General features: G+C 39.8%; 11 protein-coding genes and 1 other annotated feature. Of the genes, 3 read left to right on the top strand and 8 right to left on the bottom strand.

All coding sequences use genetic code 11. From position 1 onward, the window contains the following. Nucleotides 1–17 precede the first annotated feature (17 nt). Entirely contained in the window at nucleotides 18–1,322 is a 1,305-nt protein-coding gene (locus ACXAFE_RS04370; RefSeq protein ID WP_475149149.1) for a type VI secretion system protein TssA, read from the bottom strand. Between the two features lie 259 nt (nucleotides 1,323–1,581). Continuing rightward, nucleotides 1,582–1,824, bottom strand: a complete 243-nt coding sequence (locus tag ACXAFE_RS04365; RefSeq protein WP_475149147.1) for a DUF6868 family protein — start codon at nucleotides 1,822–1,824, stop codon at nucleotides 1,582–1,584. A 189-nt stretch (nucleotides 1,825–2,013) separates the two neighbouring features. Between ACXAFE_RS04365 and ACXAFE_RS04360 the strand changes: the two genes are divergently transcribed. Then, the gene (locus ACXAFE_RS04360; RefSeq protein WP_054978299.1) at nucleotides 2,014–2,295 is read left to right on the top strand and encodes a YebG family protein; all 282 of its coding nucleotides are present in this window, start codon (nucleotides 2,014–2,016) and stop codon (nucleotides 2,293–2,295) included. A 45-nt stretch (nucleotides 2,296–2,340) separates the two neighbouring features. On the opposite strand, the gene ACXAFE_RS04355 is transcribed toward ACXAFE_RS04360, so the two are convergent. From ACXAFE_RS04355 to ACXAFE_RS04340, 4 genes are all read right to left on the bottom strand, one after another. Then, nucleotides 2,341–3,531, bottom strand: a complete 1,191-nt coding sequence (locus ACXAFE_RS04355) for an amino acid aminotransferase (RefSeq protein WP_100912994.1) — start codon at nucleotides 3,529–3,531, stop codon at nucleotides 2,341–2,343. Nucleotides 3,532–3,652: 121 nt separating this feature from the next. Further along, a complete protein-coding gene (locus ACXAFE_RS04350; RefSeq protein WP_475149143.1) occupies nucleotides 3,653–4,312 on the bottom strand; it encodes a GAF domain-containing protein in 660 nt (219 codons plus the stop codon). Between the two features lie 312 nt (nucleotides 4,313–4,624). Continuing rightward, nucleotides 4,625–6,274 carry an ATP-binding SpoIIE family protein phosphatase gene (locus ACXAFE_RS04345; RefSeq protein WP_475149137.1) on the bottom strand — a complete coding sequence of 550 codons (1,650 nt, stop codon included), beginning with the start codon at nucleotides 6,272–6,274 and terminating at the stop codon, nucleotides 4,625–4,627. Nucleotides 6,275–6,277: 3 nt separating this feature from the next. Further along, the gene (locus ACXAFE_RS04340; protein ID WP_010560622.1) at nucleotides 6,278–6,583 is read right to left on the bottom strand and encodes an STAS domain-containing protein; all 306 of its coding nucleotides are present in this window, start codon (nucleotides 6,581–6,583) and stop codon (nucleotides 6,278–6,280) included. A 179-nt stretch (nucleotides 6,584–6,762) separates the two neighbouring features. Here ACXAFE_RS04340 and yciH point away from each other — a divergent pair, with 179 nt between their 5' ends. Further along, nucleotides 6,763–7,092 (top strand): stress response translation initiation inhibitor YciH, encoded by a 330-nt coding sequence (yciH, locus tag ACXAFE_RS04335; RefSeq protein WP_010560623.1) that lies wholly within the window; start codon nucleotides 6,763–6,765, stop codon nucleotides 7,090–7,092. A gap of 45 nt (nucleotides 7,093–7,137) precedes the next feature. On the opposite strand, the gene ACXAFE_RS04330 is transcribed toward yciH, so the two are convergent. Further along, nucleotides 7,138–10,155 (bottom strand): EAL domain-containing protein, encoded by a 3,018-nt coding sequence (locus ACXAFE_RS04330; RefSeq protein ID WP_475149134.1) that lies wholly within the window; start codon nucleotides 10,153–10,155, stop codon nucleotides 7,138–7,140. 191 nt (nucleotides 10,156–10,346) lie between these two features. Continuing rightward, nucleotides 10,347–10,463 (top strand) — a sequence feature (Phe leader region). Nucleotides 10,464–10,487: 24 nt separating this feature from the next. Between ACXAFE_RS04330 and ACXAFE_RS04325 the strand changes: the two genes are divergently transcribed. Next, nucleotides 10,488–11,645 (top strand): chorismate mutase, encoded by a 1,158-nt coding sequence (locus ACXAFE_RS04325; protein ID WP_475149132.1) that lies wholly within the window; start codon nucleotides 10,488–10,490, stop codon nucleotides 11,643–11,645. Between the two features lie 22 nt (nucleotides 11,646–11,667). Here the strand turns inward: ACXAFE_RS04325 and tyrA are convergent, their stop codons facing one another. After that, nucleotides 11,668–12,795: a bifunctional chorismate mutase/prephenate dehydrogenase gene (gene tyrA / locus ACXAFE_RS04320; RefSeq protein WP_475153589.1), complete on the bottom strand. Its 1,128-nt coding sequence runs from the start codon at nucleotides 12,793–12,795 to the stop codon at nucleotides 11,668–11,670. Nucleotides 12,796–13,225 lie beyond the last annotated feature (430 nt).

Below are 13,225 nucleotides of genomic sequence, written 5' to 3'. Positions count from 1 at the left end.
GCAATCTTTACTAATTTTTACCATAAAGGGCCTGAACTCGACGTTGTGTCAGCCTCAGCTTCCTTTGTTTGATTTGGTTCAGCTTGAACAACTGGCTGACTTACTGCTACTTCAGATGCTTGCTCAACTTCTTCTACTTCAGCAATTGGTGCTGTAATAGCTATATCGTCATTGAGCAATTCGCCTAAATCGTTATCTACCCCTGTTAGCTTGCGGATTTCAGCAAGTTCTGGGGATTCTTTTTTGATCAACTCGCCAAGCAATTCTGAAAACGACATATTGCCCCAGCGAATCGCGCGGGCAATAAGGTACGGAATAGGACTATGGGGCTCTGTTTTTTTGAAAAAGACCGCAATGCGATTAAGATCTTCAAGTGCATTTTCGCGTGTATACGTTTGAGTAGCTGCAACAGGTGTACTTGCTACGCTTGGTGTTAGTGTAGTCTGTACTACTTGCGTTGCTGGTGTTGTTGACTCAACCGCACTATTTTCAGTATTCACCGTTTGAGGTTGAACCGCTTCACTTGGTTGTTCATCTTGTTTATCGACATCTGGGAAAAAGTACAGATACATTAGTTTTATCTGTTTTAAGTTGTCGCGAATAAAACGAAAACCCAACAGAGAATGCCCAAATTTATTGCGATAACCATTTATAAATAAGTCGATATCACCGATTTTCTTATCAAGCTCAATAATGCGGCTGAACTGTTCTGTTAACAGCTTTTTATTCGCCTGCAACTTAGTGATAAAGGTCCCTTTAACTTGTTCAAGTGAACCTGATTTTTGATCCGATAAGTAATCGCTGTAAGTATAATCATCGATTAACGGGAAACGCATAAGTGGAACATTAAGTAAGCCAGAGCTTGGGCTATCACCGGTTAATTGCTCAAGTGCACGCGTCTGATTCTCACAGTGTTTTGCTGCCACTTGATCTTCGCCAAGCTTGGCAACCTTCTTCTCTGGTAACTTAGGGTGAATAGACTCATTTAATGCATTTAATGCATATAAAAAATCGTCTAACCCTTCATTAAACGCCGAGAGGTTACTGTTATTAAAGGCTAACGCCGCTAACCACCACACAAACACTTCGATATCGCGTGACTCTTGTTTAAGTGTTTGGGCACATGCTTGTTGCAGGTTATTCCAATCCTCAAAATTTTCACGTTGTAAATCGAGATCCTGTGAAGACGAAGGCGTTTCTAATAGTTTACGTAAGCTTGATTGGGCTATATTTAGTAGATTTCGAAGTTCACGAAACTTAGTTCGCTCCTCTCGTAAATATATGCCAGCGTCTAACTCAGTGTCGTCAGTATAGAGCAACATAAAAGTTAAAGGCTCATCCCTTTGTCATTATTATATGTATAAAGATTATTTTGGAGCATTATGGGGTAAAGTCAAGGTAAGATTGGCCTAGCTATAACAGTTCAAACCACTAAAATTTACAATCTATTCAAACTCATTCAATTTTTGCAATAGGTGCAACAGTGGGTAGCTTAATATCAAACGATGCATTACGTTTTCACTATGCTAGCTACTATTTAAATCTATCAGTCACAAAGTTACTCACATATAAATGAATAAATCACATAATTAACTTAAGACTTAGGTAAGGAACGAGATTAAAGAAAACAATTAAGATCTTATAAAAAGCAAAATATTGAATATAAACTACATTCAATGCTTTATGCTCTACGTTAAATAGCTGGCTGTGAATACTGACAATAGTGCTGCGAAAGAGTAGAAAAATCACCATGCTAACACTAACAATTAAACAATTAGCGATGGTAGCCCAACCGAGAAACGTTATTATCTGATCAATTGACATTAGAACCCCTTAATCTTTTACATAATGTAAGATTAATGTACTTGCTGTAGCGGTGCAATGTTATCAAGCATTTAGTCTCTAAAATTGCTTACCACAGCGGGGTTCTGTAAGGTGTGATTATAATTAAACTTTATTTTTTTTTCGTTACTGCTATAGTACTGTATAAAACAACAGTTAAGAAGGTGCAATATGGCCGTTGAGGTATGTTACAAAGTAGTTAGAGATGGAGTCGAACGCATGACATTTACATCAAAAAAAGAGGCAGACGCATATGACAAAATGTTGGATATTGCGGAAGCACTTGAAACCATGCTTGGTGAAGTTGATGTGCCGTTAAGCGAGCAACAAAATGAAGCGCTGGCCCTTGAAATGGCAAAACGTAAAGACCAATTTATTGCAGCTTTAAAAGGGGGAAAACCAACCCCGCCTAACAATAAAGCAAAAGTAACTGATATTAAAAAAGTAAGTTAAATAAAAAAGCCACCGTGAAGGTGGCTTTTTTATTTATGCGTAAATTTACTTAATTACAGTTGCAACTGCATCGGCAAAGTAATCTAAGTTTGCTTGGCTAACGCCTGCTACATTTACACGGCTTGAGCCAACAATGTAAATTGAGTACTCTTTTTGTAAACGTTCAATTTGCTCTGGCGTGATACTTAAGAAAGAGAACATACCATGTTGTTTTTCAATAAATGAAAAGTCTTGTGCAACGCCACGGCTATGAAGCGCTTCTACAATCGTGCTACGTAAACCGTTAATACGATTACGCATTTCAGCAAGCTCTTGATGCCACTCGGCGGTTAGCTCTTCACTACCAAGAATAGTATCAACAATTGCAGCGCCGTGAGCTGGTGGCATTGAATAGATACTGCGTACAACACTTAATAGCACTGAGTTAGCAACGTCGGCAACTGCGCTCGATTCTGAAATAATTGAACACGCGCCGATACGCTCGCGATAAAGACCAAAGTTTTTAGAACACGAAGAACAAATGATCATTTCATCAACTGTTTCAGCTAATAAACGCAAGCCTGCCGCATCTTGTTCAAGGCTAGTACCAAAACCTTGATAAGCAATATCAATTAACGGCGTAAAACCAACTTCTTTTGCAAGATCTGCAACTTGTTGCCATTGCTCTGCGTTTAAATCCATACCGCTTGGGTTATGACAACATGCGTGTAATAACACGATATCGCCTTTAGGAACTGTCTTTAAGGTGGCCATCATTTCATCAAACAATAAGCCTTTATTCTCGTAATCGTAATACGGATATTCTTTAACTGTTAAACCAGCTGCTGAGAATAAACCAATATGGTTTGCCCATGTTGGCGTAGTTACCCATACGCTCGCATTTGGGTTTGCTTTTGCGATAAATTCAGCAGCAACACGTAGCGCACCGGTTCCACCTGGCGCTTGCGCTGTGCGAACACGGTTTTCTAAAAGCGCTTTATGCTCACCCAGTAATAGAGATTCCATTTTTGCACAAAAACCTAAATCACCAGCTAAGCCAATATATGATTTACTTGTTTCATTTTCTAAACGAAACGCTTCAGCTTTTTTTACACAGCTTAAAATTGGGGTATCACCCTGTTCTGTTTTATAAACACCAACGCCTAAGTCGATTTTATTTGGATTTGTATCTTGGCGATATTTGGCCATCAAACCTAAAATTGGATCCGTTGGTAATGGCTTTAAGTTTGCAAACATAGTTATCTCTTAAATTGAATTTTTGCTATGGGATGAAGCCCTAGCTTACCATACTCTCTGTTGTGGAGAAGTATCTAAAGAAAATTTCATGGCGATAATCAATAGAACTTTTTGCTTTAGATTATTCAGGTAAGTAATTGGGTACTATTTCACATACGGCCTGTAGTAAAGCAAGTGCATCACTCGTAAACACGTCATTATTAAACGCTTCGGCGTCAATAATGCCAAGTACTTCGCCAGATTGCGAAAAGTAAGGCAGACAAACTTCCGATTTAACTGCTGGGTCGCAAGTATAGTACTCGCCGCCATTAGCAACATAGTGTTCTACGTTGTTAATCACGCGTCCTTTGCCGTAAAGCGCAACAAAGGCATTGTTGCTAATACGCGCATAGGCTTCATCAACAGGAAAAAGTGGGCGGCTTGGTTTGCCAAAATAGCTTAATTTAAGTAGCTGCGTTTGATTATCAATCAGGCGTGATTGGTAAATACCAAACCAATCAATTAGGTTTTGTTGCTCAACAAATTTAACGACGCGAGCGAGTGCAGCCATTGCATCAACATTTTTTTGGCGCTTATCTACATGCTGCGTAAGATCAAACGGCGCTTCTTGTAACTGCCCGAATAAGCTACAGGTTCCGCCCTCGCCCAATTCAGGAATAAGGTACTGCCACGTAATATCCAAGTGATCTGTTTGCGTAATTTCATTTTCAATTAATTGACGGAAATCAGCCACTTTTTGCGTATCTAAAACATAATCTGAAAAATCTATCGAACTAGCCATATAGCCATCTAAACATCTTTTAAAAAATAAAGTGTACATGGCTTATATTGGTTTATGCAATACTATTCTTAACTTAAATTACAAATAAATTTAGATTACGTATTTAATAGCTTTTATGGGTCGTTACAAATAAAGGGAATAGAAAATGAAATGGACATTTAAATGTGCTAACTAATTGAGCGTAGTAGCTTGTACTACAAATTTGGCGCTTTTTATTGAGGTAATCTAATCTTTTGTATCTATAACAAATAAATATGGCAAAGTAACAAGTCAAAGCAGCTACTAACATGTCGTTTTTATAATGGGTTCAGTTTAATTATGTAATAGTGAGTACGTTACGGTGATGCTATTGCCGCTCTCATTTTGTGAAACTGATTCTGCAATCTCTTTAATTAAGCCCAAGCCACGGCCATGAAAATTATTGTCGTCATTAGCAATATTTTTTCCTATAAAACCATCACCTGAGTCCGTTATTGTAAAACTTATTTTCGGGTCTTCTGGTAAGTAGCTCACATCAATATTAATCGCCCCAGCCGAAAGTTCTGCTAATCGCTCAGCACGAAGTTCGTAATACTCACAAAACCCTTCATCACTATCTTTTAAACAGGACTCGAGCCCTAAAACACCGTGTTCTAGTGCATTGTTAAATGTTTCAGAGATCAGCAAAAACAAATTAGAGCGATGCTCAGAGCAGCCTTTCATCGCACAAATCATTTCAACAACATCAACAACTGGATCAGTTTGTTTTAAGCGTTCTGCATCCAATGTCATTGCCATGTTTAACGGCGTTGTCATGTATTCATCGCTCAATTGGGGCTCAATATTTGATGGTCTGCATTTTACCAACGCTAAACTTAAATCATCTTGCTGATCTTGTTTACCCGTAAAACGCTTAACCGAGTCAACAATGGAGCCTAACTCAGTAAACGATGAAGCAGTCACCTTACGCAGTAATCGTTCTTCACCAAAAAATTCGCCTTTGGTATTTTCTGCCTCGATGACGCCGTCGGTATACAAGATAATTTTGTCATCCAACTCCGTTTCTACATAAATGGTATCGCGTTCAAATTCGTAATCTTCGAGTATACCTAATGCCATATGGCGCGATGTTAGCTTCTGCTTAACCTTGCCTTCTTTACTCAACAGAAAACTATCAGGAAGTCCTCCCAACCAAGCTGAAAATGATCGACCCGAGCTATTTAGCTCAAGAATCGTTGCCGCGCAAAACATGTTGCCTGGTAATAATTCACTGAGAGTTGAATTTAATTCAGCGGCAATATCACCAACAGGTAAGCCTTTTTGCGTCATTGAGTAAAAGATTTTTGATGCTGGAAGCGCCCCCATCGCGGCTGCTAACCCATGGCCGGTAAAGTCCCCCATCAAGACATAAATGCCACCGGTACAACTCGGTGCCATTAAAAATAAGTCACCGTTAAACATGGATGCCGGTGATAAATTAAATTCAACAAGTTCAGGTAACAAAAAGCGCTTTTCCAGCGCATTTTCAAAAATATGTTCAACTAACTCGTGTTCGCGTTCAGTATGCAGCTGATAATAAGCAAGTTCTTGGTTTTGTTTGTAGGTTTTTATACTGAATTCGCGTGTCCGCGCATGTGCTTTAATTTTTGCCGACAGAATTACTTTATCGAAAGGCTTATTCAAAAAGTCATCACCGCCAACCTGCAAACATTTTTCTAGGCTGCTTTTGTCATCCAATGCGGTGATAAAAATGATGGGAAGATATACATCAGCAGATTTGGCTTTAAGCAACGGCGCTACTTCAAAGCCGTCCATTTTAGGCATTACAACATCAAGTAAAACCAAGTCGGGAGAAAACTCATCGAAAACCGTTAGTGCTTCTTCTCCGTCCGAAGCAAGGGCAACATGGTGCTGCTCTTGCTCTACCATAAAACGCAGTAAGTTACGATTTAGCTCCTGATCATCGACAACCAGAATCTTCATGCTTCAGTCGATGTCGAACTTTTTATCAAAACGAGAGATCTGTAAAATTTTCTTAATTTGAGGTCTGCAATTTGTAATATGAATACTGCTCACAGAGTCACCTAACGACTTTTTCATATTTAATAGCATTCCCAGTGCCGAACTATCCATGTAATCGGTTTCACGTAAGTCGATAATTACTTTTGGAGTACTTACGCCAACATCGGCATATGCGCTCCTAAATGATTGTACTAAATTAAAGTCAAACTTGCCTTTAATCTCAATCGTAAATAATTTGCCATCTGGCGATAGAGCCTTATTCAAACTCATTTAATTCTCCTTGGAATGTCCTAATGCCTGCTAAATTTACGCCATTCGCTTTATTTAAATTAAGTACTTAACCCGCTAATTTGCAAATATTATCTTAAAAAAACTAAAAATAAATTGAACGATAATATGGTTGCAAAATTATGATAAACTTGCGTCATGCGTATTTACTTGGATTTATTATGTCAGACTCAAATTTAGTCTATTCCACAGAAACCGGAAGAATAAAACAGCCAAAAGAAGCACCTGAGCTCGATGTAAAATTATTTAAAGACGGTGCGGTGCGTATTGAACGCCAAACAAAAGGACGAAAAGGCAAAGGCGTGATGCTCGTTGTGGGAATTGATCCAAGCGCCCATGACTTAAAGAAGCTAGCCAAAACATTAAAGTCTAAAATGGGTCAAGGTGGTGCAGTCAAAGACGGTATCATTGAAATTCAAGGCGATGACCGCGATAAGTTGAAGGGTTTGCTTGAGCAGCAAGGCTTCAAGGTGAAAATTGCAGGCGGATAATAGACATTGCTTGGTGATGGCAGCTAGCCATCACCAAATTAAACACTAAAAGTGTATACCTTTCGTTTTATCTATCATCAACGAAATCTCATGTTCTGGTACCGGCTTACTGTAATAATAACCTTGTACTACATCACACTTATTCAGCTTTAAAAACTCAATTTGTTCATCGCTTTCAACGCCTTCAGCAACCAGCTCTAAATTAAGCTTTTGCGCCATTGCGATAATTGCAGCGGTAATCTCCATATCATTGCTATCTTCTGGAATATCTTTAATAAATGAGCGGTCAATTTTTAAGATATCCAATGGGAAGCGTTTTAAATAACTGAGTGACGAGTATCCCGTACCAAAGTCATCTATCGACAGCGATAGCCCAAGCGATTTTAATTGATGCATTTGCTTAATAGAGCCTTCAACATCGCCCATTAGCATACTCTCAGTTAACTCTAGGTGCACGCGCTCAGGTACGATACCCGTTTTCTTAATCACCTTTTCTAGTAAAGGAATTAGACTCGTATCTTTAAATTGGCGTGCTGATAAATTAATAGAGATGCTGCTCTCATGATCTTTAAGCGCCATACGCTGAGCAAATGCACACGATTCCCACAATACCCACTCACCTAATTCAACAATTAACCCTGTTGTTTCAGCAATTGGAATAAACTTATCTGGCGCAATATGCCCAAGTGTAGGATGGTGCCAGCGGATCAGTGCTTCAAAACCGACTATCTTCTCGTTGGTAATATCAATTTGCGGCTGATAATAAAGCTCGAACTGCTGTTCTTTAATCGCAATGCGCAGTTCATTTTCAATAAACAACCGCTCTTTTGCCGCTGCATCAAGGGTGTCGTTATAGAAGTAATACGTGTTTTTACCTAACGCTTTTGCTTCATACATTGCAAGATCGGCGTGTTTCAGTAACACATCTTCTTCAGGGCTTTGATCCGATGCCATTGTAATACCGATACTGGCACTAACAATCACCTCGTTGCTGCCTAAGCGAATTGGCTGGCTTAAGGTATTTTGGATGGTGAGCGCCACATCTGTGGCTTTCTCGCGGTCATCAATACCACTGAGCAACACGGCAAACTCATCACCACCAAGACGGGCAATGGTATCTTCAGCTCGAAGACGCTTTTGTAGGCGTTGTGCTACTTCCAACAGCAGTTGGTCACCCGCATCATGACCTAATGTATCATTGATACGTTTAAATTCATCTAAATCAAAATAGAACAGAGCAAATGAGTAATGACCGCGCGATGCTAAGGCTAAAGACTTTTTAAGCTGCATTCTAAATAACGCACGGTTAGCAAGCCCTGTTAGTGTGTCGTAATAGGCCAATTGTTCCATTTTGCGCTGACTTTCTTTTACAAAGGAAATGTCTTGCGCAGAGGCAACATAGCTATACACTTTGTGGTTATCATCGCGAATTGGTGAAACAGATAACGACACCCAAAGTGCACGTTTGTCATTATTATGCAGTAACGTGTCGCCTTTCCAATGATGGCGCGAGAGTAAGTCCTGAACGATATCCTCAACCAAAATCATCATATCGGGTTCCATTAATACAAGTAATGGTTGTCCAATAAAATGACTTTTCTCAAACCCTGTCATTTCAAGCAATTTAGGGTTCACGTATTCAATATTGAGATTTTCATCGGTAATTACGATAGCTGAACCAGAGAATTCAACGGCTTTTGATAATCTTCTTGCGCGCTGCTCTGCTTGCTCTTTTTCATCTAGCTCTTGGCGTAAATCACGCATGGTCTTTTCGAGCTTGCCTGCCATTGCGCCAAACTCAAAATTGAGCAAGCCGATTTCATCTTTATTAACTATGAGGTTTTGCGCTGTAGTAAATTGCCCCCTTGCAACCTCTCGCGAGCTTGCAACCAGTGCTTTAATGCGTTTAATCACTAGATGAGAAAGTGTTTGGTGCAATAACAATACCACCAGCACGGCATATAAGATAAACAAGCCAAAAAACTTTACTTCTATTTCATCAATCGCCGAAAGTGCTTCAGAGTGGGTTTTATAAACACCAATATACCAATCAAAATCACTAAACTTTCTGATGCTAAAAATATGTTTGCTGTCGTCAATGGCAAATTCACCCTGCAATTCATGACGCTGACTTGTTAATAATTGCTCAACTTGATTGCGCAATTCGTTTGGTAACTGGTTTTTAGTATCCAACGAATCGTTCATGCTGCCGCTGATGCGATTGATAATATCTGTTTTACCTTCAAACTGAATAATTTGTCCTTTGCCGTTTAACACAAACAGCTTGGCATCACCCACTTTGTCAGGGAACATCGCCTGCAGCTTTGGCAGCTCAATATCACTGCCAGTAACGCCTTTAAATTCTCCGCCATAATGTAACGGTACAATAAGGCTAATAACCCAGCGCTCCCAAATATCATCATAATAAATAGGGGTCCAGGTTGCTTCTAAGTTAGGGTTAAATTCAGGAGTACCAATTTCGTAAAAGACATCCTGCCTAAAGTCATGACTTGCCGGCACATTTAACGCCCAGTTTGGTGGCGATATGCGAATAAAACGATCTTGGCTAATGAAGTAGAAATTAAAAAAGGTTTCGTCGGTTAAAATTGGCGCGATTTGCGACCATACTTTTTCTGTTTGCGAAAAAATACGTTTATATTCGTGACTATAACTTTGCTGAGGAAGGAAAGCCGCAGAACGTACACCCGCAACATTAGTACTTGAAGAGCTGCGAATACTGCCGTCTTTACCAAAAACCAACTTACTCGGCACGATTTTTTCAGCAAGCGCGGTTTCGGAATAAAGGGCTTCTGTAACTATGGTATTGGCATCAATTGCGATGCGCTTTTTCTCATTAAGTAGGTTTTCAAAACGGCTAACAAACGGCTTCGATAACTCTGTTAGCACACCAAACTCTTCAAAAAGCAGTTGTTTGCGCTCAGATTTAACCATCAAGTACGCAGCAGATAATCCAGCTATTAAACAAATGGCTGATATTAATATGGATAACTTGGTACTAAGTGCGTTAATGCCAAAACTCGCATCCAAATGTTTAGAGTTCACAATGTAACCTTACTTCTGCTGCAACTCGTTGATTGTGGTGCTTGGAACTATAAAAGAATCTCACTAATTTCTACACCTTTTTTTCGGTTTATTGCAAAAAAGCCATAATAAATAATGAAAAAATCTGTTTTGTCATAAGTTACTCTCAATTTACTGTTGACTTTAACAGCACTTATTTCTAAATTCGGGGTTATGAACAAATTAATCTTTAACTTTAGCTTCTTTTTTCACCATCCGTAACTCGGGAGGCGACTTTGTCACGAACAAGCTAAAGTCAAACTAAACCTCCCACTGGGAGGTTTTTTTTTGCAATTGGGAATGAGGAAAAGAAAATGTCCAATGCACTTGAGTCCCTACGTCGGGATATCAATGAGATAGACTCGGAGTTGCTAGTCTTACTCGCCAAAAGACGTCGCGTCAGCCACGGTGTTGTTGAGTATAAAATTGCCAACAACAAACCGATCCGTGATGAGCAACGTGAACAGGCGTTACTAGAAAAACTCATTAGTTATGGCAGTTCACTGGGGCTTGACGGTTATTACGTAAATCGCGTGTTTCAAACCATTATTGAAGATTCGGTACTGCATCAACAGGCAATGTTACAGCAGAACCTAAATCCAGACCTGCACACAGAAACGAATCGCGTTGCTTATTTGGGTGGTCAGGGCTCATACAGCCAACTTGCATGCCATAAGTACTTCAGCCGTCGCCCTGGCAAACTTGTTGAATTAGGGTGCAGTAGCTTTAATGAAATCACCAATAAAGTAGAAACTGGACAGGCCGATTTTGGTTTATTACCAATCGAAAATACCTGCTCTGGCAGTATCAACGAAGTATATGACCTATTGCAGCACACACAGGTGTCTATCGTTGGCGAACTAACACAAGCGGTAGAACATTGTTTGGTAGCAAGTCCAGGCGTTGCCATTGAAGATGTAACGAAAATATACGGTCACCCGCAGCCATTTGCTCAATGCAGCCAATTTATTAGTAATTTAAGCGGCGTACAACTTGCCTACAGCGACTCAACATCAAGCGCACTGAAAGAAGCGTTACAAGATGATGCAGGTGCCGCAATCGCATCTGAAGACGCAGCTCGCAAGGCTGGGTTAGTGGTACTTGAGCCTAACCTCGCCAATCAAAGCCACAACCACAGCCGCTTTATTGTTGTTGCGCGTAAAGCAGTTAAAGTATCTAAGCAGATCCCAACTAAAACGACATTAATTATGGCGACTAAACAGTCGGCCGGTGCGCTTGCTGATGCATTGATGATCTTCAAACAGCATAACATTAACCTAGTAAAACTAGAGTCTCGACCTGTACCGGGGAATCCTTGGGAAGAAGTATTCTATGTTGACCTAGAAGCGAACATTGATTTACCAGAAGTTAAAAAAGCGCTAGATGCGCTTAAAGAAGTGACTGCTTACATTCGTATTCTTGGTTGTTACCAAAGTGAAACGTTGAGCGCTGTAAGCGTTGCAACGGAATAAAAAAGGGGCGTTTCGCCCCTTTTTAATAATCTAACACTTTCGCGTCATTTGCCTTACTCAGTAACGCTTTGCTTTGACTTAAAAAGGTAATGGCAGAATCAGAAAAGAAGGTTTTTGCAGCGGCAAAGTCATCAATTAACCCCGCTTTATCATTCTCCTTCAATTTTTCAAAGGTTTTTTGGAAAACCTCACAGTACTCTTTCATCAAAGGTGCGACATCTTCAAATTGCGCCAACATAATATCGCTGTAAAGTTCTGGCGACTGTGCAAATAAGCGCCCTACCATCATTAATTCCAAGTGATAAATAGGCGAAGAGCAAGATTCTATTTCTTCAAGGCTGTGGCTTTGTTTCGCCAAAAATTGACCATAAACAAAGGTCGTTAAGTGGCGCATTACCTGCACAATTTGCATCGCTTCATCGTGCTTCTTCGCATCCATAGACACTAAATTACAGCCCCATACAGTAAGCTGTTCGAGTAAGGAACTCGCTACGTCACAGGGCTTATTTTGACAAACAACGACCGTTTGCTTCACCCAATGAGGAATATCGGGACCAAACATCGGGTGTAACGCTAATACCGGTCCTTGATGGTGAGTTTCCATTGCTTTAAGTGGTGATGATTTAACGCTGGTAATATCAACTAATAAACACTCAGGGTGTAGTTTTGGCATATCTGCAATAACTGATTCAACCGCATGAATTGGTACAGAAACAATCACACAACGTGCCTCAAGTAATATAGTCTCACGTTCACTTTGGTTATCTTTATCAAGCACCTTCACCTGATAACCCGAGCGCTCTAACTGGCGCTTGAACAATTGACCCATTGCACCTTTACCACCCACTATCACCATTGGCGATAATTGCGGCGCAACGCACGCTAAACCGAGTTGTTGATTTTGGTAAGACTCACGCATAAGTCGACGTAATACATCTTCGACTAATTCAGGACTGACCCCAGCTGCAATTGCTTGTGAACGCCGTGCATCAATTAATTCAGTTTCTCGCGATGGTACATAAACAGGTTGACCTTGTTGTTGCTTATAAGCGCCAACTTGAGCTGTGATATGATTTCGTTTAGCTAATAGTTCAACAAGTTGCCTATCGCATTCATCAATTTGATCTCTTAACGTATTCAGTGCGCCCATCACAAAGTAAACCTTTCTTTACAGCAAGTAAAATAATATATACAAAATCATATCAAGCTATCTCGCTAAGTAAAAGTGTTAAAATTAAATACTTTATACAAGTTAGCTATTTAGCCCCTATTTAAAAAGGCTTTCGATGGTGTTAGCTTTCTTGTTAGATACAGCGCTGGATTTTTAACAGACTTATGACATTAGCTTCTGAAATCGCTATTTTTAAGAGGTTATTCCACATCAATAAACCTGAATATCGCACGCAAATATTCAGCTTTCTAAAAATACGAGTTTAAGTTGGTTGGTATAAATATCATAATTTTAAGTTAGTGAATCAGTAAACCTCTCCATAATATAGCTAGTAGCGTGCGAAGAATTAGAGGCTTGTTAAGTATATTTGCGCCACTGCTACTATCAACGCTTGACGTGTAATTCATGA

It is taken from the genome of Pseudoalteromonas sp. ABV4_021, assembly GCF_056159365.1.
The sequence above is the reverse complement of the archived record's forward strand: the minus strand, read 5'-3'. Positions and strand labels throughout refer to the sequence as shown.